At 39.9% G+C, this 23,376-nt stretch carries 17 protein-coding genes; 12 read left to right on the top strand and 5 right to left on the bottom strand.

From position 1 onward, the window contains the following. Positions 1 to 34 precede the first annotated feature (34 nt). The 3 genes from LV85_RS10180 to LV85_RS10170 form a co-directional block, all read right to left on the bottom strand. Complete coding sequence (locus LV85_RS10180) at positions 35 to 433, bottom strand: four helix bundle protein (protein WP_111318997.1); 399 nt, start codon at positions 431 to 433, stop codon at positions 35 to 37. Positions 434 to 468: 35 nt separating this feature from the next. After that, positions 469 to 1,914, bottom strand: a complete 1,446-nt coding sequence (gene sufB / locus LV85_RS10175) for a Fe-S cluster assembly protein SufB (RefSeq protein ID WP_111318995.1) — start codon at positions 1,912 to 1,914, stop codon at positions 469 to 471. A 232-nt stretch (positions 1,915 to 2,146) separates the two neighbouring features. After that, on the bottom strand, positions 2,147 to 2,620 hold the full coding sequence (locus LV85_RS10170) for an Lrp/AsnC ligand binding domain-containing protein (protein ID WP_111318993.1): 474 nt from the start codon (positions 2,618 to 2,620) through the stop codon (positions 2,147 to 2,149). A 540-nt stretch (positions 2,621 to 3,160) separates the two neighbouring features. Between LV85_RS10170 and LV85_RS10165 the strand changes: the two genes are divergently transcribed. The 3 genes from LV85_RS10165 to LV85_RS10155 all read left to right on the top strand — a co-directional run bounded on the left by LV85_RS10165 (position 3,161) and on the right by LV85_RS10155 (position 8,620). Beyond that, entirely contained in the window at positions 3,161 to 5,080 is a 1,920-nt protein-coding gene (locus LV85_RS10165) for a M14 family metallopeptidase (RefSeq protein WP_111318991.1), read from the top strand. A gap of 2 nt (positions 5,081 to 5,082) precedes the next feature. Then, the gene (locus LV85_RS10160; protein ID WP_111318989.1) at positions 5,083 to 7,923 is read left to right on the top strand and encodes a S9 family peptidase; all 2,841 of its coding nucleotides are present in this window, start codon (positions 5,083 to 5,085) and stop codon (positions 7,921 to 7,923) included. A gap of 97 nt (positions 7,924 to 8,020) precedes the next feature. After that, entirely contained in the window at positions 8,021 to 8,620 is a 600-nt protein-coding gene (locus LV85_RS10155) for a hypothetical protein (protein ID WP_111318987.1), read from the top strand. A gap of 79 nt (positions 8,621 to 8,699) precedes the next feature. On the opposite strand, the gene LV85_RS10150 is transcribed toward LV85_RS10155, so the two are convergent. After that, positions 8,700 to 9,494 (bottom strand): thymidylate synthase, encoded by a 795-nt coding sequence (locus tag LV85_RS10150; RefSeq protein ID WP_111319336.1) that lies wholly within the window; start codon positions 9,492 to 9,494, stop codon positions 8,700 to 8,702. A 133-nt stretch (positions 9,495 to 9,627) separates the two neighbouring features. Between LV85_RS10150 and LV85_RS10145 the strand changes: the two genes are divergently transcribed. Beyond that, positions 9,628 to 11,883, top strand: coding sequence for an efflux RND transporter permease subunit (locus LV85_RS10145; RefSeq protein ID WP_111318985.1), 2,256 nt, complete (start codon positions 9,628 to 9,630; stop codon positions 11,881 to 11,883). Position 11,884: 1 nt separating this feature from the next. Here LV85_RS10145 and LV85_RS10140 read toward each other — a convergent pair whose 3' ends face one another. After that, positions 11,885 to 12,928: an endonuclease/exonuclease/phosphatase family protein gene (locus LV85_RS10140; protein ID WP_111318983.1), complete on the bottom strand. Its 1,044-nt coding sequence runs from the start codon at positions 12,926 to 12,928 to the stop codon at positions 11,885 to 11,887. A 244-nt stretch (positions 12,929 to 13,172) separates the two neighbouring features. Between LV85_RS10140 and LV85_RS10135 the strand changes: the two genes are divergently transcribed. The 8 genes from LV85_RS10135 to LV85_RS10100 all read left to right on the top strand — a co-directional run bounded on the left by LV85_RS10135 (position 13,173) and on the right by LV85_RS10100 (position 23,258). Beyond that, complete coding sequence (locus LV85_RS10135; protein WP_111318981.1) at positions 13,173 to 13,748, top strand: DUF2911 domain-containing protein; 576 nt, start codon at positions 13,173 to 13,175, stop codon at positions 13,746 to 13,748. A gap of 136 nt (positions 13,749 to 13,884) precedes the next feature. Further along, positions 13,885 to 16,299, top strand: a complete 2,415-nt coding sequence (locus LV85_RS10130; protein ID WP_111318979.1) for a penicillin acylase family protein — start codon at positions 13,885 to 13,887, stop codon at positions 16,297 to 16,299. Between the two features lie 5 nt (positions 16,300 to 16,304). Further along, a complete protein-coding gene (locus LV85_RS10125; protein ID WP_111318976.1) occupies positions 16,305 to 16,676 on the top strand; it encodes a hypothetical protein in 372 nt (123 codons plus the stop codon). 113 nt (positions 16,677 to 16,789) lie between these two features. Next, positions 16,790 to 17,308 (top strand): winged helix-turn-helix domain-containing protein, encoded by a 519-nt coding sequence (locus tag LV85_RS10120; protein ID WP_111318974.1) that lies wholly within the window; start codon positions 16,790 to 16,792, stop codon positions 17,306 to 17,308. A gap of 186 nt (positions 17,309 to 17,494) precedes the next feature. Further along, complete coding sequence (locus LV85_RS10115; RefSeq protein WP_111319334.1) at positions 17,495 to 20,086, top strand: SLBB domain-containing protein; 2,592 nt, start codon at positions 17,495 to 17,497, stop codon at positions 20,084 to 20,086. A gap of 44 nt (positions 20,087 to 20,130) precedes the next feature. After that, on the top strand, positions 20,131 to 21,450 hold the full coding sequence (locus tag LV85_RS10110) for a UDP-glucose dehydrogenase family protein (protein WP_111318972.1): 1,320 nt from the start codon (positions 20,131 to 20,133) through the stop codon (positions 21,448 to 21,450). A 59-nt stretch (positions 21,451 to 21,509) separates the two neighbouring features. After that, entirely contained in the window at positions 21,510 to 22,115 is a 606-nt protein-coding gene (locus LV85_RS10105; protein ID WP_111318970.1) for a PglD-related sugar-binding protein, read from the top strand. Positions 22,116 to 22,160: 45 nt separating this feature from the next. Beyond that, positions 22,161 to 23,258 (top strand): GNVR domain-containing protein, encoded by a 1,098-nt coding sequence (locus LV85_RS10100; protein ID WP_111318968.1) that lies wholly within the window; start codon positions 22,161 to 22,163, stop codon positions 23,256 to 23,258. Positions 23,259 to 23,376 lie beyond the last annotated feature (118 nt).

Below are 23,376 nucleotides of genomic sequence, written 5' to 3'. Positions count from 1 at the left end.
AATTTGACATTTGATATTTGAAATTGAGGAAACCTTATTTTAAGCTTTTAAACTTGTTTCCTTTAATCTCACTGTCTTTTAAATATTTTATAAATCCGGAAATTGACTTACTAATTTCTAGACTCTTTTCACTAGTCACATGAAGTGTTTCTTCAGATATGTAATTTCTGTCAAAAGCTCTATATAACTGAGACCTTGACTCACCTGCTGAAGCTTTAGCAATACTTAAGAATTGAATAAATTCTTTATTTCCTTCTCGCTCAAAACCTTCAGCTATATTATCCATAATTGATCCTGAAGATGAATTAATTTGATTTTTCAGACTGAAATCATTCCTGAAACCTTCTTGTTGAGTTAGGTTAAATATGATTCTGCAATATTCTCTAGCCTTTTTCCAGATGTCTAAATCTTCAAAGCGTGTGATGGTTGCCATAATTTCAAATCAGAAATTTCAAACCTCAAATTCCTTTAACCAACTGATCCCTCAAGTGTCAATGCCAACAACTTCTGTGCTTCCACAGCAAATTCCATTGGCAATTGGTTCAATACCTCTTTAGCGTATCCATTTACGATCAAAGCCACTGCATCTTCCGTAGCAATACCTCTTTGGTTGCAATAGAAAAGCTGATCTTCTCCAATCTTCGAAGTAGTCGCTTCATGTTCCACTTTTGCAGTCGGATTATTGATGTCGATGTATGGGAAGGTATGAGCACCACAGCGATCGCCCATGAGTAGGGAATCACATTGTGAGAAGTTACGCGCGTTTGAAGCACGCTTCATCACTTGTACCTGACCTCTGTATGAGTTCTGAGATTTTCCTGCGGAAATACCTTTGGATACGATTCTTGACTTGGTGTTTTTACCAATGTGAATCATTTTCGTTCCGGTATCTGCCTGCTGATAGTTATTGGTTACCGCTACAGAATAAAATTCTCCGATAGAATTATCGCCCTTTAGAATACAAGAAGGATACTTCCATGTCACAGCAGAACCTGTTTCTACCTGTGTCCAAGAAATCTTAGAGAAGTCACCTGCACAAATTCCACGCTTAGTTACGAAGTTGTAAATTCCACCTACGCCTTCCTTGGTCCCTGGGAACCAGTTCTGAACAGTAGAGTATTTCACTTCGGCATGTGCTCCAGCGTATATTTCTACCACTGCTGCATGCAATTGATTTTCATCACGTTGCGGAGCAGTACAGCCTTCTAGGTAAGATACATATGATTCATCCTCAGCTACGATCAGCGTTCTTTCGAACTGGCCTGTGTTAGCGGCATTGATTCTGAAATAAGTAGAAAGCTCCATTGGGCAACGAACGCCTTTTGGAATGTAGCAGAATGAACCGTCAGAGAATACAGCTGAATTAAGCGCTGCGTAATAGTTGTCAGTCATTGGCACCACTGATCCTAAGTATTTCTTTACCAAGTCTGGATGTTCTTTGACTGCTTCACTGAAGGAGCAGAATACAATACCAAGTTTGGAAAGAGTGCCTTTGAAAGTGGTCGCTACAGAAACTGAATCAAGTACTGCATCTACTGCAATTCCTTGAAGTCTCTTTTGCTCATTCAAATTAATACCTAATCGCTTGTAGATATCCAATAATTCTGGATCTACTTCATCCAAATTTTTAGGCTTGCTAGCTTGCTTAGGTGCTGAATAATATTTTAAAGACTGGAGGTCGATTTTTGGATAATGAACATTCGCCCATTTTGGCTCTGACATGGCTTCCCATGTTTTGAACGCTTTCAATCTCCAATCAAGAAGCCAAACTGGTTCTTCTTTTTTTGCAGATATCCACCGAATGGTCTCTTCAGTCAAACCTACTGGAGCCTCGTCGGCTTCATAGTTGACTGACCAGCCATGCTCGTACTCTTTTGACGTTAGTTCTTCTAAAATCTGATTGTCTTTGCTCATTGTTGCTGAGTTATTTAGACTAATTACATTTTAACGGCGAAGGTACAACATATAATGAAAATACCATGTTTTTACCCATTGGATAATTCTATCGAACATATAATTCTCCAATAGAAAACGCCCTTTTTATCTATTCTATACCGTGTTTACAAAAAAAAAGTATTGAAGGTTCAATACTTTTGATTTTTAATTGAATAGGTAAATCCTTTATTTAGATTTAATCTTAATTGGCTTATTTCTCTTTGTCAAAAAACTGTATAGGTCTGTTGATAGATTCCTCCAACACAATTAATGTTTCTGTTCTGTCGATTCCTTCGACTTTTTGAATTGTGTCAAGGACAAATCGTAGGTGGTTGGTGTCTCTGCAGATGATTTTTGCAAAGATCGAATAATTGCCAGTGGTATAATAGGCGCTAACTACTTCTGAGATTGTCTTCAGGTTTTCGATGACTGTATCATAAAGCGAGCTTTTTTCAAGGTAAATCCCCAGAAATGCAGATATGTCATAGCCAAGCTTAGAAAAATCTATGTTTAAAGTGGCACTCTTGACGATACCCATATCTTCTAACTTCTTCATGCGTACGTGTACCGTTCCAGAAGAAACGAAGACTTTTTTGGCAATTTCAGTATAGGGAGTCTTGGCATCTTCATTGAGGAGCGAAATGATCTTCAAGTCGATGTTGTCGATATCTAAAATTTTGTCCATTTTTATCGAGTGATTTTGGATGATTGTTAATAAATCTGCCTGTAAATTACAGATTGTTCAAAATATAGCAAAATTTATTTTTCAATTTGTAATTAAAAGCAAAATCCACTTACTTTGGACTCGATATAAATGTTCAATTGAATATTTTGTTCATAGAGTAAAAAGTCGAATTAAAATTTGAGATCATTTGTATTGCCAAATTTTAGTTTAATTTCAACAGAAACTTTTAATCTCTAAAGTTATATTTGGGTTTATATTCTGAAAAGGGTCTTGCTTCTGGCGAGACTTTTTTGTTTTTACTCAGAATGTATAATACCTATAAGTGCACTTCAAACCCTTAATACGGTGTATTTATCTTTTTTTAGCCAGAAATCTTGTTCAGTGATTTCGGGAAAGCTAGCAGATTTAGGGCGTTGATTTAGTGAATTTTTGCCTTGACTTTCAGAGCTTAGGTAGCAGGATAAGCCCAGCTTTTTTTTAAGCGGTTGGGCAATGGTGGACGGAGGTTTTTATTTTTGATCAGCTTATAACCACCATTCCATGAAAAAAACACTACTATTTATCCCTTTGTCCCTCATTTTATCTGTGGGTATGTCTCAGGTAAAGACATTTGAGAAAGCTCAAAAATTCACCGAAGCTGATACAACTGCCAAATTCCACACAGTTTCGGGAGAACGACATGGCCCATCTTATTTTAAGAAGCATGAGTTTCCAGAGGTGGAATATGTACCTACTGATCGCTTAACCTTTGACAAATATCACACCGTTGAGGTCATGTATCATTGGTATGAAGTCTGGGCGGAGCAATATCCAGATATAGTAGAGCTCTATGAGATTGCTCGTTCTTTTGAAGGAAGGCCGATTTTGCAGATGACCATTACCAATAAGAAAACAGGCAAGGATACGGATAAGCCTGCTGCATATTTTGAAGGGGGAAGGCACTCTGGAGAAATCACGGGTAGTGAGTCATTACTTTGGCTGACCCAGCACTTACTTGAGAATTATGGAAAAGATCCTGAAATAACCCATTTGATCGATACCAAGGCAATTTATTTGAGACCTCAGAATAATCCTGATGGATCAAATCTATACCTGTTTACAGCGCAAGCCAACAGATCTACGGTAAGACCTCATGATAATGACCGAGATGGCTTATTGGATGAGGATCCTAATGAAGACTTGGATGGAGATGGGATTATTTACCAAATTAGAAAAAAGGCCACAACTCCTGAGGAGCTTGAAAAGGCTAATTATATTATAAATCCTGATCATCCTGCAGGGAAACTGATGAAGCGAGTTTTTCCTGGAAAAGGTGAGTATTTATTGTATTCTGAAGGCATCGATAATGATGGCGATGGGGATTATAATGAAGATGGAATTGGAGGACTGGACCTTCACAGAAATTATCCTGAAAACTGGAGACCAGATACCGGCGGTGACTTGACCGGTAGAGGATACACTCAAAATGGCGCAGGAGAATTCCCAATGAGTGAAATTGAGTCTAAGTCCACAGTTATGTGGATGCTTAGTCATCCGAATATTTCAGTGGTGAATTCTATGGATACCCGAGTTCCTATGCACCTCAGAGCTCCATCCACTTCCAAAGCAGAAGAGCGTATGTATCCTTCCGATTTGGCTATCTATAAGGAGATGGATCAGTTAGGCTTGTCTTTTACGGGTTATCCTTGGGCGGGTGATGTCTACGAAACATACGCTACTAGATATAAGGTCAATCGCATGACTGGAGATCCTTTAAAGCCATCTCCGCTATTTGGGCATGGTCCTGATTTCGGGTACTTCTATTATGGCTCTATATGGTATGGCGATGAGCTCTGGAATAATGGTGCCATGAAGGATTATAATGGGGATGGCGTTTACGATGATTACGATGCTTTGATGTGGGATGAGGAAGCAAACGAGGGGAAAGGTTTTAAATCATGGACTCCGATGATTCATCCTACACTTGGAGAAGTGGAGATAGGAGGATTTCATCCTAAGTTTTTTGGACAAAATGGACCAACTTGGCAATTAGAGAATTGGGCTAAAAAACAAGCACAGTTTAACCTGGCTATGGCCAAAAAACTTCCTGAACTGAAAGTAGAAAAGGTGAGTGTTAAGAAAGTTGCTAATGGAGAATATGAAATAGCACTTTCTTGGAAAAATGTAGGAGGTCTTCCAGTTGCTTTGGAGCAAGCCAAACTGGTGAAAATTGTTCAGGAAGATCGAGTTTCACTCGTTTTTGATAAGGAATTGACCAAAGGCTACGAGGAAGCTAAAGTTAAAATTGAAAGTCCTGAATTGTATGACAAGACGATTTATGCAGGCTATACAGGACTGGGCGAAACGAAGTCGGCTACCTTCAGAGTAAAGGTAACGGGCGATGAGGAAGTAAAAGGAAAAATAAAACTGGCTTCGACACGAGGTGGGTTTTTTGAGCAAGAATTTATTATTAATAACTAGAAATGATGAGAATTAAAGGATTTGGAGCATTACTGCTGGTGATGCTCCTTGCTTCGCAAATGAGTTTTGCGCAGCAGAAACGACCCTTAACCCATGCCGATTACGATGCTTGGGAGCGCTTAGGTTCACAGAAAATTACCAAAGATGGGCGCTGGCTTGGATACCAAGTTTCTCCTCAAGATGGGGATGGGCGCATTGAGATTTTCTCCTATAAAGACCCTAGTAAGCGGCAAGTTATTTCAAGAGGATCATCTTTTGACTTTACAGCTGATGATGCATTTGCAGTAGGTAAGATAGTACCGGAAAAAGACTCTGTGTATGTGCTGAAATTGAAAAATACGAAGAAGGATGATATGCCTTCTGATAGTTTATTCATTTATAATATGGCGGATAACCGACTGGAGAAACTGCCAAATATAAAGTCATTTGCCACTCCTGAAGAGGCTGGAAGCTGGATAGCTATTCTGTTCGAAAAAGAGAAGAAAGCGAAAGAAAAGAAAGCTAAGGAGGATGGAGAAACTGAGGCAGACTCTACTGCAAAGGCCGAAAAACCTAAGAAAACTGATGGTACTAAGCTTACCGTACGAACATTGGATGGTTCCAAGAGCTATGATTTCGAGCGAGTGAAGTCCTATGGGTTTTCCAAAAATGGAGATTTTCTTCAGTATGTACTGGCTGAGGAAGATACCTTAGACAATGCAGCAATCTATATTCTGAACTTATCTAATGGCGAAAGCAAGCTTATCTCAGAAGGAATGACCTCGTACTCAGATGTTACTTTTTCTCCAGAAGCCAAATACCTAGCATACCTTACTACTGACGATTCTACCAAGGCCAAAAAGCCATACCATTCCCTTTTTCTGATGAAAACTTCGAATGGGGAATTGAAGGAGTTGGCGACTGAAGATTCTGATGGTATTCTTGAAAATGGTAGAATTAGCGAAAATGGAAATCTTAAATTCTCTGAGGATGAGGAGCGCTTGTTTTTTGGAGTAGTTCCAGATTATGTGGATTACGGCTATGAAAATGATACTACTATTTTGGACTCGGATAGAGTGAGTTTGGATATCTGGGGATGGCAGGATTCTGAGATTCAACCTATGCAGTTGAAGAATAAGGGACGTGAAGAACGCTTTTCCTATATGGCCACAATAGATCTGAAAAATGATAAGATCACGCAGCTCGCTGATTTGGAAGTGAAAAATGTAAGTCTAGAATCTAATGTAGAACGTGATTTTGGTATTGCTTGGACGGATGCTCCGTATCGAATTAATTACAGCTGGGATGTGCAGACTGGAAGAGATTTGTACCTAGTAGATTTCAATGATGGCTCAAAAACACTTATTGAGAAGGATGCCTCAGGTTTTCCTTCAATTTCTCCAGACGGCAACTATGTGTATTGGTACGATGGAAGAGATAGTAGTTGGGTAGCTTATGATGTGGCTCAAAAGGCTAAAATCAATCTTACCAAGGAACTACCAGAAGTGTTTTATGAAGAATTGCATGACTCACCTTCTTTACCGAGAAGTTATGGTAATGCTGGTTGGCTAAAAGGAGATGAAGCTTTTTTGGTCTATGATAGATTTGATATATGGAAAATAGATCCTAAAAACCCTTCTAAAGCAGTGAATCTTACCCAAGGTTCAGGTAGAAATAGCAACACTATTTTCAGAAGACAAAATCTTGATCGTGAGGAGCGAAGCATTGATCCAAAAGGACAATTGCTACTTGCGGCATTTAATGAAAAGACCAAGGACGCTGGTTTTTACACTGGATCATTTGATGGGAAAACTGCTCCTAAGGAATTGATCATGACGGCGAACCGCTATTATGGATTGACCAAAGCAAAGGAGAGTTCTGAGATTTTGATTAATAGATCCACCTATCTAGAGAATCCGGATATGTATTTGGGTGATTTGGCTTTTAAAAACCTCAAGAAGGTTTCTAATCTCAACCCTCAGCAGGCTAATGTAAATTGGGGTTCGGTGGAATTGGTTGATTACTTGACTGATGATGGGGATCCACTGCAAGGCCTGCTATTCAAACCTGAGAATTTCGATGCTTCCAAGAAATATCCAATGATGGTGTATTTCTATGAGCGTAACAGTGACGGTTTGCACAATTACAGATCCCCTGCGCCAAGTGCTTCCACGATTAATATTCCATATTTCGTAAGTAATGATTACCTGGTTTTTGTGCCAGATATCAAGTATAAACTGGGACTTCCAGGACCAAGTGCTTACAACTGTATCATTCCAGGAGTTCAGTCGATTGTAGCCAAGGGCTTTGTAGATGCTGATAATATGGCGATCCAAGGTCAAAGTTGGGGAGGATATCAGGTAGCTTATCTGATCACACAGACGAATATGTTCAAAGCTGCAGGAGCTGGAGCGCCAGTCGTAAACATGACTTCAGCATATGGTGGAATCAGATGGGGAACAGGTATGAGTCGTATGTTCCAATATGAGCAAACGCAGTCTAGAATAGGAGGGACACTTTGGGAAAAGCCTGTGTACTATATAGAAAACTCCCCGTTGTTTTTTATGGATCGAGTGCAAACTCCAGTGCTAATCATGCACAATGACGAGGACGGTTCAGTGCCATGGTATCAAGGAATAGAAATGTTTATGGCTTTGAAGAGATTGAGTCGACCAGCTTGGCTACTCCAATACAATGGGGAAGATCATAACTTAGTACAGCGAAAAAACAGAAAGGATCTTTCGGTTAGGCTGAGTCAGTTCTTTGACCATTATCTCAAAGGTGAACCTGCACCTCTCTGGATGTCCGAAGGTCTGCCAGCGGTACAGAAGGGAAAGACCTTAAAGTATGAGTTGAGTAATTGATTTTCATAAAAATGCCTTCTATTCCAAAATAGAGGGCATTTTTTTGTGTTAAAATTTCAGAGAAGTATGGGTTTTCATGAAGTTAAAATGTATCTTCATGAACAATTCACCACCAATTCTCAGCCTATTAATGTATAATAAAATTCGAAGTGCAATTACCGGATATAAAGTCAAAAAAGTATCTGTAAATGGTTTGATAATAAAAACTTCCTACAATGGTAAAATGCCATCTTCTGATCCGTTGACGGCTCTGAAAGAAGTGAAAGTTAAACTAGATAATTTTCCAAATGCTGTTTCTCTAGACTTAGATTTAAATGAATTATGGGGAAAGAGGCTTAGTTATTTGAAAGATATTAGTTCTTCTTCCAGCTCAAAGTTTGAGATTAATAAAAACCAATACAAGATTGAGAGGTTTGTCACCAAGCAAGACAAAGCGCCATTAAGCCTATATACATTTAGTAGGAATGACAAGATCTTTGCGCTTTTCTCAAGAGTTTATGACTATGGTAACTACTTTAATGAGGTAGAAAACTGTTTAGTTGATAAGCATATTATTGAAAGGTCTGAATCTGGAGCGAATATGCATTTTGTCACGAATGGAGAATATTCTGTCATTGTGGATGTCTTTGGACATTCACAGTCGTTTTTTTGGAATGATAAGGAAGAATTAGAGATGTGTCTTGAAACTATCCTTTAATTAGTTCAAATAAGCAAATGAAAAAGCCCTGAATCGATTCAGGGCTTTTTCGTGTTCAATAGCTTTGAGGATTCTAGACTTATACCGCCACTGCAGCTTTGATATGTGGGTGCGGATCGTAGTTGATCAATTCGAAATCCTCGTATTTGAATTCGAAAATATCCTTTACCTCAGGATTGATTTTCATAGTTGGCAAATCTCTTAGCTCACGGCTTAATTGTAGTTCTGCCTGCTCTAGGTGATTGGAGTACAAATGCGCATCTCCAAAGGTGTGAACAAAGTCACCTGCCTCTAAATCACAAACTTGCGCCACCATCATCGTAAACAAAGCATAGGAGGCGATATTGAAAGGTACGCCAAGAAAAACATCAGCACTTCGCTGGTAAAGCTGACAGCTCAATTTGCCATCGGCTACATAGAACTGGAAGATCGTGTGACAAGGAGGTAAAGCCATATTGTCTACATCTGCGACATTCCAAGCGCTTACGATGTGTCTGCGACTATCTGGTTTGGTTTTGATTTGATGGATCAAGTTTTTGATTTGGTCGATCTCTCCTCCTTTGCCATCTGGCCAATGTCTCCACTGATAGCCATAGACAGGTCCCAAATCACCATTCTCATCTGCCCATTCATTCCAAATGGATACTTTATTGTCATTCAGATATTTGATGTTCGAATCGCCTTTGAGAAACCATAGGAGCTCGATTATGATAGACCGCAGATGAAGTTTTTTGGTGGTGACCACAGGGAAACCCTTGGATAAATCAAATCGTATCTGATGCCCGAATATGCTCCGAGTTCCTGTGCCTGTTCTATCTCCTTTAACTGCTCCCTCATCTAGGATTTTGCGCATCAAATCGTGGTATTGCTTCATCTGGTCTGTTTGATTTTCAAGTTTTGGCAAGTTAATGAGTTCAGAGAATAAATGGAATTGATTTAGCACAAAGCAGCTTCATTCTTATTATACTTGAAAAAGAGATAGTGAAAATACTCAGGTAAACGACTACATGTTTCAAAAATCAACAGCTTACACATTTCTTGTTCTAGCGGCCATTCTCTCGGTGTTATTGGTGATTTTTAGGCCAGTTCCACAGTTTAATTATGACTTTGAAACATTCTTTCCCCATCAAGATGAGGACTTAGATTTTTATCAAAATTTCAAAAGTCAGTTTGAAAATGATAATGACTACCTGCTAGTTGCCCTGGGAAATGATACTGGAGAATTACTGTCTGCTAACTTTCTAACCAAAGCCAACAGTATTCATGCAGACGTTCAAAAGCTAGAGAAGGTAGATACCGTTATTTCAATCCTGAATTTGGAACAACCCATCATCGGGATATTTGGATTGAGAACTAGAAAAGTTCTGGATTGGTCGGATGAGAAATCACTTCTTAAAACTTCATCTAATCTGGACCAATATAGGTCTCAGCTAATTTCCAAGGACGGGAAATCTCTGCTGCTATGGATCAAAAACGAACAAAATATATCCAAGTCAGCTGGTGATAGTTTGTATAGTTCTATCAAGGCTGTTTTCAAAAATCATGAAATCCAGCCTGTAGCAATAGCTGGGAAAATCCAAACTCAGGGTGATTTCATTAAGCTGATGCAAGATGAGTTTGGGTTGTTTTTTGCTGGCTCCATCTTGCTGATGTTGTTTTTGCTAGTAGTGATTTTCAGAACCTGGTGGGGGGTGATTATCCCACTTCTGGTTTTAATTATTGGGGTAGCTTGGGCTTTTGGTTTGCTGATTTATTTGGGGAAACCGCTAGACCTGATGTCAATCATGCAGCCAACTATTTTCATGATCGTAGGCTTGAGTGCTTTGATACATTTTTTCACACATTTGATCAAAAAATTGAAGGAAGCTGAGGAGAAGGATGCCGCGATTCGAGCAGTTTTCAAAGACTTAGTTGTGCCAGTTTGGCTAACTATTTTGACGACTTCGTTGGGATTTATTTCGCTTTACTTCACGACCATTCCAGCGCTGCAGGATTTCGGATGGACTACAGGACTGGGAGTGTTGGTGATGTTTTTTGCTGTTGTCATGGTAGCACCAGGATTATTATATCTTTTTCCCATCAAGGTTTCAGCTGCCAGTCAAAAATCAGAAAAGCCATCAATTTTACTTAAGGTTTTCTCTTGGCAATTGAAGCATAGGAAATGGCTTCGCCTTTCATTTTTGGGGATTACCCTGCTTTGTTTTGCACTAGGTTCTACTCTTAAGATTAACGGTTATTTGCTTGATAATCTACCGCTTGATCATCCTATTCAGCAGGATTTCGAATATTTCGATGAGCAATTTGGAGGTTCAAATCCCTTGGAGATTTATCTATCAGCTGGTGATGGAGCAAAGTCATTGCTAGACTTTGAAGTGCTGGTGGAAATAGATAAAGTAGAAGCTAAAATCCATGAGTTATTTGGTGAAGGGGAAGCTATTTCGCCTTTGACATTGGTGAAGTCTATCAATCAGGCTCAAAACCAAGGGAACCCACAAGCCTTTACCATGCCATCGCGCGGACAACGACAGCGAATGAATCGATGGCTTGAAAAAGGCTTGGAAAAAGCTGATCCAAAGGTGATTAGTGAAGATCTAAAATCTGGTAGAATCTCTGCACGAGCTCCAGATCTGGGTTCTTTGAAAATGACTGAGCTTCGGGAGGCCTTGAATGAGTTTGTCCAAGAGGAAGTCAATGCTGATTTGCTTCAAGTTCGGTGGACTGGCACAGCTTATTTGATCGACAAGGGACACAAGTCTGTTACGATGCAGATGGCAAAAGGTCTTAGTATAGCCTTTCTTTTGGTAGCTGTAATCGCGGGTTTTTTGTTTAGGTCTTGGCGGATTTCATTTCTTGTGCTGATTCCTAATTTCATTCCGCTTATCTGGATGCTAGGGCTGATGTACCTTTTGGGAATAGAGTTTAAGTTGACTACGGCGATCTTATTTACGGTGGCATTCGGGATTGCAGTGGATGATAGCATTCATTTTATGAGTAGGCTGAAGCAGGAACTTATGTTAGGCAAGAATCTGATTTACGCGTTGAAGCGTACATTTTTGGAAACAGGGAAGGCAATAGTTCTGACTACAATTGTCTTGACTGCAGGATTTGGGATTTTGATTTTTAGCCAGTTTGGTGTCACTCACTTCACCGGTCTGTTGATTTCAGCATCCATGATTTTTGCCTTGCTTGCAGACTTGATATTACTGCCACTATTGCTTTTGCCCTTGAAAAAAATGTGGGAGCAAAAGTTCAAGAAACCCTAGGCTATTCCTTATAGCCATCCCAGGTGAATGTAGCTGACACTGGGTAATGGTCGGAGTAGTCCACTTCTCTATGCGTTTTGAATTGAATTGCTTTGAGTTTTTCAGTCGAAAAAATATGATCAATTCTTAAGAAGAAAAGAATGCGGTTATAAGTAAAACCGAATCCCCTTCCAGCAGTTTCAAAGGCATTTTCATAATTTTCACTCAATTTGAAATAGGTATATGAATAAGGGATTTCATTGAGGTCACCCATTAGGATCAAGGGATGAGGGCTGTTGTTCATGTGTTCCAACAGAACTTTGAGCTGCTTGCTTCTAGCCAAACTTCCACGCTGTAGTTTTCCTAAAGTCTGTCTATAATTTTCCTTTACACCTTCCAGATTTTCCAGGCCTTCAGAATTGATCCGCATAGATTCTAAGTGGGCATTGTAGATTCGAATTGTATCAGAATTCACCAGAATGTCTGCGAAAATGGCCCCATTTGTCCCTTGCGCATCAAATACCTTTCCGTCATGAATGATGGGATACTTGGAGAAAATCGCCAGACCGTTAGATCGTTTTCTAGGATTGCCGTCGATGATATGATAGGATACTTTATAGTTTGAGTTTTTGCCAAGAATTTTGACCGCATCTCGAGAAGGGGTTGTGTTGTCTTGATAAAACTCTTGAAATACCTTTACATCTGCTGGTTGCTCCTGTAGCCAAGAGAGCACGTTTGAGTCTGGAGTGACCTCACTTTTTGAATTGTAGTAGAACATATGTGCATTATAGGTAAGCACTTTCAGTCCTACAGCCTCTTCATTTTTGGGGTGAATCTGAATAGTGGCGAAGAAAAACTTATAACCTATCAGCAAAGCCAAAAGAGGCAAGAAGGCTAGTTTTCTCCAGGATAGAATCAAAATCACCAGTAATAATAGATTCAATAGTAAAAATACCGGGATGAAAAATGGCAAAAGCCCTATGTATCGAAAATATTCTGGCGAAATGTAAACACTAGCGAATACTAATAGCGATACGGCAAAAATGAGCCGAGTAATAATTTTCATGAATTAAAATTGATCAGGCGATAAATTAAGTAATAAATCATGATTCTATCGAGGCCTTTAGATTTTTTAGCTTTAGAGCAATCTTCGATCCAAGTGAAAATTGACATCCATAATAGATTTAACTAATTTGTAAAGGTAGAATTTTTGCTTTTGAAGCAAATGTTTGTGCTAGAAATGATGAAAGAGAGGCTTGAATTTTGCTCATTTACCAATTATTAGTTATTTCGATAGAAAATTACCCACTATGAAAACATATCAAAGTATTTTGGCAACAGCCGTGATTGCAATAGCTTTTGCCTCATGCAGTGAACCAAAAACTTCTGAATCCTCTGAGTCTGAAGTGGCTGCAGAGACTAAGGAAGCCGCTGAGACGGAAGAATCTAGACCAAGCCCGAAAATTGTAAAAGAAGGTCAAATTGCTGGCAAGGCATTTAAAGTACAATATGGCTCTCCTTCTGTGAAAGGAAGAGAATTATGGGGCGATTTGGTGCCGTATAATGTAGTATGGAGAACTGGAGCTAATGAGGCTTCTTATGTGGAATTAGCGGAGGATATGAGTGTAGAAGGGCAACAAATTCCAGCTGGTAAATATTCTCTTTTTACCATACCAAAAGAAAATGGAGCTTGGACTGTGATTTTCAATTCTGAGTGGAATCTAGAACATGGTCATTTTCAGTACGATGAAAAGAATGATGTGCTGAGAGTAGACGTAAATCCTGTCTGGGAGGAAAGCAATCAAGAAGCACTCTTAATGGAAATAGAAAGTCCAGGACTAGTCATTCGCTGGGAAAAGCTAACCCTACCAATCAGTTTCAAATAAAAAGACATACTCCTTTGGATGCCCTCAAAATGATTTTTTGAGGGCATTTTTGTTGATAGATGTCAAAAGGAGCTGCCACTTTGCCCAATAGTAATCAGATTGGCTTAAATTCGTCACCTTACCTAAAACTGATACAATGAAGTATGCAGGCTTTTTAGTCTCTTTGGTTTTGACAATCGCTCTTGCCATTGCGGTTTCCAGACCTTTTGGCGCGATCCCACCTTTAGCTCCTTTGCTTGATCCTAGTCATGGATTTTGGCAGAATTCATACTCTGAAGATGAATTGGCAGAGGATGAATTGGAACTGAATAATCTGAATGCTGAGGTGAGGGTGGTTTATGATGAAAATCTTATTCCTCACATTTTTGCAGACAATCAGACTGATTTGTATAGAGCTCAGGGATACATCACTGCTAAGCATAGACTTTGGCAAATGGAGTTTCAAACAATGGCTGCAGCTGGTAGAATATCCGAAATTGTCGGTCCTATGGCTTTAGATCTGGATAGGATGACCCGTCGAAAGGGCTTGGCTTTTGGAGCGGAAAAAGGAGTGGAATTTATAAGAGAGAATGATCCTGATTCCTACCAAAATTTAGAAGCTTATGCGGATGGTGTCAATCAATACATTGATCAGCTTTCAGATGCTAAATTGCCTGTAGAGTATAAAATCCTGAATTATCGACCTGAGCATTGGACAGCTTTCAAATCCATCCTGTTGTTGAAATACATGACAGACATGCTGGTTGGAGATCGGGATTTAGAGTACTCGAACTTGCGCAAAATCCTAGGAGATGTAATGCTGGATAAACTTTACCCAGAATTTCCGACAGGAGTAGATCCAATCATCGAAGCAGGGCATAAGTGGGGATTTAAGCCACTTGATGTGACTAGACCAGACAGTATTAATTACCCTGACGATCAATTAGTAATAGAGCCTTTGCCACAGCCAGAAGAAGGAACCGGCTCAAACAACTGGGCTGTCGCTGGCTCAAAGACCAAAAGTGGTAATCCGATTTTGGCCAATGATCCACATTTGGGATTGAATTTGCCCTCACTTTGGTATTCTATGCAATTGACTAGTCCAGAGCATTCTGTCAAGGGCGCTACGCTTCCCGGGGCTTTGGGCGTGATTTCAGGGTTTAATGAAAATATAGCCTGGGGAGTTACGAATGCGACGCGAGATACTCGGGATTGGTACAAAATCACATTTCAGGACAATTCTAGAAAAGCTTATCGCTATGGTGACAAGTGGGAGCAGACTTCCTTCAGAGTAGAGGAAATCAAAGTGAAGGGTGAAGAGCTCTTTCTAGATACCGTGGTCTATACACATTATGGGCCTGTGGTTTATGATAAGACTTTCAAAGGAACTCGTCAGGACGTGAATTTTGCATTGAAATGGAATGTGCACGAAGGCTCCAATGAGCAGAAAACTTTCCTGATGCTGAATACAGCAAAAAATCACGATGACTATAATGAAGCCTTGAATAATTTCACGGCTCCAGCTCAGAATTTTGTATTTGCCTCCAAAGCGGGAGATATTGCTATGCGTATCCAAGGTAAATTTCCTTTGAAATGGAAAGGCCAAGGCAAATTTTTCATGGATGGTGCGGATCCGAGGATGGAGTGGCAGGGCTATATTCCTAATGAGCAAAATGCCAGCACTTTGAATCCTTCTCGTGGATTTGTCAGCTCAGCCAACCAGCATCCTACAGATTCCACCTATCCCTATTATGTCTTTGACAATAGCTATGAATTCTATAGAAATCGCCGCTTGAATAAGCGTCTCAGCGAAATGTCTGAGATTACTGTAGAAAATATGCAAGAGCTGCAATTTGATGATTACTATCTACATGCAGCTGAGGCATTGCCAATAATGCTAGACCTTTTGGGTAATGAATATGGAGATGATGCTGATGCCAAAAAATATGTTTCGCTGTTGAAAGAATGGGATTTTTATGCTGATCCCAATCAAAAGGCACCTACTGTGTTTTATATCTGGTGGAGGAAAACCTATGGACAAATTTGGAAAGAATTGTCTGAAAATGTCGCTCCAATCGTATTGCCTAGCTATTATCAAACTGTGCTATTCATGAAGAATGAGCCTGATGGAGCTGTGTTTGATTTGAAAAATACGGCTGAAATGGAGAATGCTGCTAGACATGTGAAGGAAGGTTTCAAAGAGTTGCTCGCTGATATGAAAAGCTGGGAAGAGAAGGAAGGAGACTTTGCTTGGGCCAATTATAAAAAGACTAGCATCCAACACCTGGTTCCGCAGTTTAAGGCATTTTCGGTAGAGAATGTTTACACTGGAGGCGGATCGGGAATGCTAAATGCTACCAGTGGTAGACATGGTGCGAGTTGGAGAATGGTAGTAGACTTAGGTCCAGAAGTGAAAGCTTTTGGCATCTATCCTGGCGGCCAATCTGGCAATCCAGGAAGTAAGTATTACAGTAATTTTATCAATAAGTGGGCAAATGGAGAGTATCTGAATTTTGATCTGAGAAGTTTGGATCAAGAGGAAGGTGTTTTATTCCAAACTATTTTAAACTAAGAGCTATGAAGTTTATTCTATTGACCTTTCTCACAGTCTTATTGGTCATCGTATTCAATCCATTTGTTCCTTACTGGGTAGTGATGATAGGTATTATGATTTTATCGGTGTTAGTAGGGAATAAGGGCGCCGCCGCTTTTTTTGCTGGTGGCATAGGTATGGGACTAGCCTGGCTTGGCCAAACAGTGTATATCAGCACTTTATCCGGCAGTCAATTACCACAAAAGATGGGGGAATTGATGGGTTTTGGTTCTGATCTTGCTTTGATTGCCATCACTGTAGTGCTAGGTTTTTTGCTAGGAGCATTCAGTGCTTTGACAGGGAGTTTATTGAGAAAACACTTAGAAAGAAAGCCTGATAACATATACGGCAGGTAGAAGGATAAAAAGAATATAGTTGAGAGTACTCATTCTTCATCAAAAAGACAGCTTTTGTTTTTCCAATTCAATGCAATGAGTACCTTTGTTACTCACTTTTAAGGTGAATTTTTATGCTAGAATCCTTAATTACCTCAAAGACAAGGTTGAGGTTACTTATTAAGTTTTTCGTAAACCCCAAAACACAAAGCCATTTGCGAGGATTGGCAGACGAGTTTGGGGAATCAACTAATGCAATCCGCAAAGAATTGAATAACCTAACGCAGGCGGGTATTCTGGTGAAAGAAACTGATAAGAACAAAATTGCCTACAAGGCAAATGTTCAGAATCCCTTTTTCTCCAATATTCAAGAAATCATCCGAAAGTACTTGGGTCTGGACAAGCTATTGGAGCAAATCCTGGAACGCATGGGTGATGTCAATCAAGTTGTTTTAGTTGGCGACATTTCAAAAGGTATCGATTCGGGAATAATAGACGTAGTGGTTACTGGCGATAGCCTAAACGAAAACTATATTCTAAATCTATCTACTCGGATAGAGGAGCTTATAGAGAAAAAAGTGGTATTGACATTGCTAGCTGATAGGATGGTTTCTACAGGGCTAGTTTTGTTTGATAGTGAAATAGGAGTTTAAAAGGCTCAGAGAGCGGTATTGAAATTAACTGTAGGCACTGTTGTGACTGAAAGGGCGAAGCTGTGTAAAATTGGTTGAGAATCAATTAAAAATCAGAAATTGCTACCTGAACAATTAGAAGTGGACACGAAAATAATAGATTTGGAAAATTATACTTGGTTAAATACAGCTAGGAATTACCTCCTGATGGGGATTTTTTTGTTGGTAGCCTTTGCAGCGCAATCTCAAAGTCTTTCCGATATACAAAATCTCAAGGTGGATGATTTGTCAGATGCTCAAATCGAACAATTGATAAAGCGTGCAGAAGCTAGTGGGGTTTCGGTTGGGCAAATAGAATCTCTTGCAAGAGAACGAGGAATGCCTGCCGTGGAGGCAGCTAAACTTAGAAATCGTATTTCTGCGCTACAGATGTCCATTTCTCCAGAAGCGGGTGCAGCTAGCTTGGACGGTATGCGTTCCGTGGAGGGTTACGAACAAGTTGATATGTTTGATTCAGTCCGTAGATCAGATCCTTATTACGATTTGACTCCTTTCCAAAAGAAAATCTTTGGCTTTAAACTTTTTCATAACAGAGCTTTGGACTTCAGTCCTAGCTTAAATATTCCTACTCCTCAATCCTACGTTATTGGCGCAGGAGATCAACTATTATTAGATATCTACGGTGCCTCCCAACAATCGTATGATTTGACGGTGAGTCCGGAAGGAAGAATAATTGTGCCGAATATAGGACCTGTTCAAGTGGGAGGATCTACGGTCGAAGCAGCTATTTCCAGAATCAAGTCGTCCTTAGGGAGAATTTATTCTGGGCTAATGGGCTCCAATCCTAATACCTTTCTTCAAGTTCGATTAGGTAATATTCGTAGCATCAAAGTTTCAATGGTCGGAGAGTTGACCAAGCCAGGGACCTATACCTTGCCTTCATTTGCTACAGTCTTCAATGGTTTGTATGCAGCTGGCGGTCCAAATGAAAATGGTGCATTTCGTAATGTCCAAGTCTATCGTGATAGTCGCTTAGTGGCTACGGTGGATATCTACGAGTTTCTTTCCAAGGGAATTCAGGATGCTAATATCACGCTACAAGACAACGATGTAGTCATAGTTCAACCTGTACAGGCTAGAGTAGAGGTGATAGGTCCGGTGAGAAGAGAAGGGCTTTTCGAAGTGAAGGCTGGAGAGTCCCTAGATGATTTGTATATCTACACTGGAGGTTTCAAGAGTTTAGCCTATAGAGATCGAGTAACAATCAGGAGGATAGAGGACAATCAACGCAAAGTAATTGATGTAGCCTCAGATGAGTTTAAGACATTTTCATTGAAAGATGGGGACGAAATACTGATAGGTGAAGCGCTGGAGCGGTTTTCTAATCGGGTTCAGGTAACTGGCTCGGTCAATCGTCCTGGTGAATATTCTCTTGATGAAGATGGGCTTACGGTGCGAGAATTGATTGGTAAAGCACAAGGATTGAAGCCTGAAGCATTTGTCAATCGTGCTACGTTGTATAGAACAAGTGCGGACCTTACACTTGCTGCGGAGCCACTGGATTTGAAAGGAATCATGGATGGTACCGTGGAAGATGTGGCATTGAAAAATGAAGACCTTTTATTTATCCCAAGTCGATATGATATTCAAGAGGAATATTATGTGAAGATCTCAGGGGAAATTAACTATCCAGGCACTTATCCTTTTGCCACAGATATGACGGTGGGTGATTTGATTTTGAGATCTGGAGGTTTGCTACAGTCGGCTTCCAATTCATCTATCGAAATAGCACGAAGAGTAAGAGATGTAAATACTGGTAAAATAGCTCAAATCAGTACGCTCACTATTGACCCTGATCTTCAACTTACCGAGGAAGAGAAGAGCCAACCTTTATTGCCATTTGATCATGTTTTTATCCGACGTAGCCCAGGATTTGAGAAAGAGCAATTGGTGACTATTCGTGGTGAAGTCATATACCCAGGGGATTTTGCCATAGCTAGTGCAAACGAACGAATCTCTGATTTGATTACAAGAGCGGGTGGTTTATCTCAGTTTGCTTATCCAAAAGGTGCTAATCTAATCAGGAGAACGGTTTATTATAAAGGTTTGACTGAAGAAGAGTTACGAGAAAAGACCTTACGTGAAATCAAAGCCAATCTTGATGTTGAGACAAATCGAGAAAATAATGAGGCAGAAGCGATCCTTTATGAGCGAATAGCTGACAAGCTTGTCCAAAATGAAATTGAGCGTTTGGAGAAAGAACAAGAGCTACAAAGGGAACGATTGTTTAATGGAATGTCAGCGTTAGATTCCTTACCACTCGATACTGCTATCAACAAAGTAAGGATTAAGCAGCAAGATCTGGTCGGAATAGATTTGGAGAAAATCATGCAGAATCCAGGTTCGGAAGAAGATTTGATACTAGTGGAAGGTGATATTATTCAGATTCCTAAGCAATTGCAGACTGTGAGAATGGTAGGGGAGGTATTGTTGCCTACTACCACAAGATTTGACAAAAAGAATAGCCTTAAAAATTACATTTCCAAAGCTGGTGGATTCACAGAGGAAGCGAGAAGATCCAAGACTTACGTGGTCTATGCAAATGGAGATGCTAAAAGAACACATAACTTCTTAGGATTAAATATCTATCCAGAATTAGAACCTGGAGCAGAAATAGTAGTACCGATGAAGCCCAAGAAAAGTAGAATGAGTCCTGCGAGTTGGATTGGAATAGCTTCTAGTCTAGCTACCGTAGCTATTTTGGTTCAAACCATAGTGAATAATAGCAAGAATCCATAGGCAACAAAATCAAATACTAGTAAGCTAACCCTAGTTAAAATAATATGAAAATCGCAGTAGTAGGTACAGGATACGTTGGTCTAGTATCGGGAGCATGTTTTGCTGATGTAGGGATTGAAGTTACCTGTGTTGACATCGATCAAAAGAAAATTGATAACCTGAAAAATGGCATTATGCCCATTTATGAACCAGGACTAGAAGAGGTAGTAATTCGTAATTATAAGAGCGGAAGACTTAAGTTCAGTACGGATCTGGGTGAAGCTATTCAGGGTGCATCGGTTGCTTTCATCGCAGTAGGAACTCCTCCTGGTGAAGATGGGTCTGCGGATTTGAAATACGTACTAGCCGTAGCCGAAGAGATCGGTACCAAGATGAGTGATTATATAGTGGTGGCTACCAAAAGTACTGTCCCTGTTACCACTGGGGAGAAAGTTCGTGCAGCTATCAAAGGTGCGTTAGACAAGAGAGGGTCTGAATTACCTTTTGCAGTAGCATCCAATCCAGAATTTCTTAAGGAAGGTGCTGCCGTTGAAGATTTTTTGAAGCCAGATAGAATTGTAATCGGAGTAGATGATACTCGTGCAGAAGAGATTATGAAGCGACTGTATAAGCCTTTCCAGTTGAGCGGGGAGCGCATCATATACATGGATATTCCTTCTGCTGAGATGACCAAATATGCTGCGAATGCGATGTTGGCAACCAAAATATCCTTTATGAACGACATTGCTAACCTATGTGAATTGGTAGGAGCTGATGCCAATATGGTAAGAAAGGGCATAGGTTCGGACCCACGCATCGGGAATAAGTTTATCTACCCAGGTGTGGGTTATGGCGGTTCTTGCTTTCCAAAAGATGTCAAAGCAATCATCAAAACAGCCAAGCAATATGGCTATGATCTGAGAGTGCTTCAGTCTGTGGAAGATGTCAATGACGATCAGAAATATATTCTTTCTAACAAGGTGAAAGCTCACTTCGGAGAAGATCTTTCAGGAATGACCTTTGCAATGTGGGGTTTGAGTTTCAAACCAAACACAGATGACATGCGTGAAGCTCCTGCTGGAGTGATCATCGATGAACTGAGAGCTGCCGGAGCTACTGTCAAAGCTTACGATCCAGTAGCAATGGATGAAGCTAGAGAGCATTACATCTTCGATAAAGTGACTTATTGTAAAGACGCCTACGAAGCCTTGGTAGATGCTGATGCTTTGCTATTGGTGACGGAATGGTCAGAATTTAGAATCCCTAGCTGGGAGGTGATGGGTAAGCTGTTGAAGAACAAAGTGATCTTTGATGGAAGAAATATATATGATAAAAACTATCTGAAGACCTTAGGATTTAAGGCCTACGGAATAGGTTCTAAGTAAGGATTATTGCCCTTGGGCTACACTCAAGGGCATAACTGTGTTTTGAGTAAAACAAAAAAATGATAATTGCGGGAGCTGGTGGACATGGGTTAGAAGTATGTCATGTGTTAATTCAACAGGGTATTTCTACTTCTGAAATTTACTTTTTTGATGAAGATCCTGTTAAACTACAAAGAGGAGAGATTCAAGGAAGAGGCATTTTTGATCTGTCAGAGATTCAACAGCATTTCAGCCAAGATCCACGCTTTATTTTGGGAGTAGGCAACCCAATCCACAGAGAAAAATTATATCATTTATTGTCTGCCCTTGGAGGTAGCGTTTATGGAATAGGTAGCGTCTCTACTCTTGAATCAAGTAAGGTTTTTGACGCTATGCCATTCAGCTTTATCGGTCCAGAGACTAGTATAGGTTTGGGAGTTTTAATCAATACCTCTGCTCATGTACATCATGAATGTACTGTGGGTGATTTCACTGAAATAGGTCCAGGGGCAATGTTATTGGGGGCTGTTAAGGTGGGAGCTAAATGCAGTATTGGCGCAGGAGCAGTATTGTTACCAGGAGTTGAATTAGGTGAAGGCGTTGTCGTAGGAGCAGGAGCAGTTGTGACAAAATCCGTCATGCAGAAATCGGTTTTAGTAGGAATACCTGCAAAGCCTGTTACATGATATTTTTTAGATTTATTTTCTATTTCAATACTAACAAACTAGCTCATGACATCAAATGATCAGTCAAAAGTAGAACTGAACTATCTAGAATTGATCCAGAAAATCTTTTTGTATAAAAGAAGATTACTTTCATTTGCATTGGCAGGATTTCTATTAGGCTGCTTAATTGCATTTACGAGTCCCAAAGAATATTTGTCCTCATCACTAGTTATTCTTGAGGAACCCGAAGGTTCTGGACAATTTGGACAAATGGGAGCATTAGCGGGATTAGCAGGAATTTCCTTACCGCAAATGCAAGGTGATCAAGCTAGATTGAGTGCTGATTTATTTCCAGACGTGATTCATAGCAGAGACTTTTTGCTGGACATCATGAAAGAACAGTTTTATTTTCAAACCAAAGGGAAGGAAATGACCTTGGAGGAATACTATGCTGAAGAAAAGCCAGGGAATATCGTTAAAAAATCTATTAACTTTGTTTTTAGTATTCCTGCTCGTTTAATTGGTCTTTTTTCATCAAGTGAACCCGCGCTAGTAATGCCAGAATCAAGCGGCACTGAAGCAGAGGAGCCTAGGTATGTGGCTGTAACTTCTAAGGAGAATTATGTATTAGGGCAATTAAAAGAGAGAATTACTATTGAAGAGCAGATGAAATTGATTCAGCTCAATGTATCTATGCCAGAAGCAACTATTTCAGCGGCAGTGAATGCCTTGGTTTTAGAAAGACTGATCGAATATGTCACCAATTATAAAACCGTAAAACAGAAAATTAATCTTGAGTTTGTAGAGGAGCGTGTTGATGAAGCTCAGGTTAAGTTTCAGGAATCTCAGCTAAAGCTAGCTTCCTTTAGGGATTCTAATCAGGGAATCGTCTCGCGTAGGGCAATGACCAAAGAAGAACAATTACAATTTGAGTTTAATATCTCTTTCAATATTTACAATACTTTGAAACAAGAATTGGAGCAGGCAACGATTCAACTCAAGAGAGAAACCCCAGTGTTTACTGTAATGGAGAAGGCAAGTGTACCTCTTGGACCAAGTAAACCAAATAAGCCTTTGATTATAGTTTTCAGCATCTTTCTTGGCTTCTTTGTAGGTGTTTTGTATGCCATCTACCGAATTCTTTTATCCCAAATTACTAAGTAAATCCAAGTATGCGTTCGATACAAATGGTGGACCTTCGGTCCCAATATGAGTTAATTAAGACTGAGGTAGATCAGGCGATTCAAGAGGTGATCGACACGACGGCCTTTATCAATGGCCC

This window comes from Algoriphagus chordae (genome assembly GCF_003254055.1).
In the GTDB taxonomy this organism is placed as follows: domain Bacteria; phylum Bacteroidota; class Bacteroidia; order Cytophagales; family Cyclobacteriaceae; genus Algoriphagus; species Algoriphagus chordae.
Note: the sequence above shows the minus strand (reverse complement) of the source record. Positions and strands in the feature narration are given on the sequence as shown.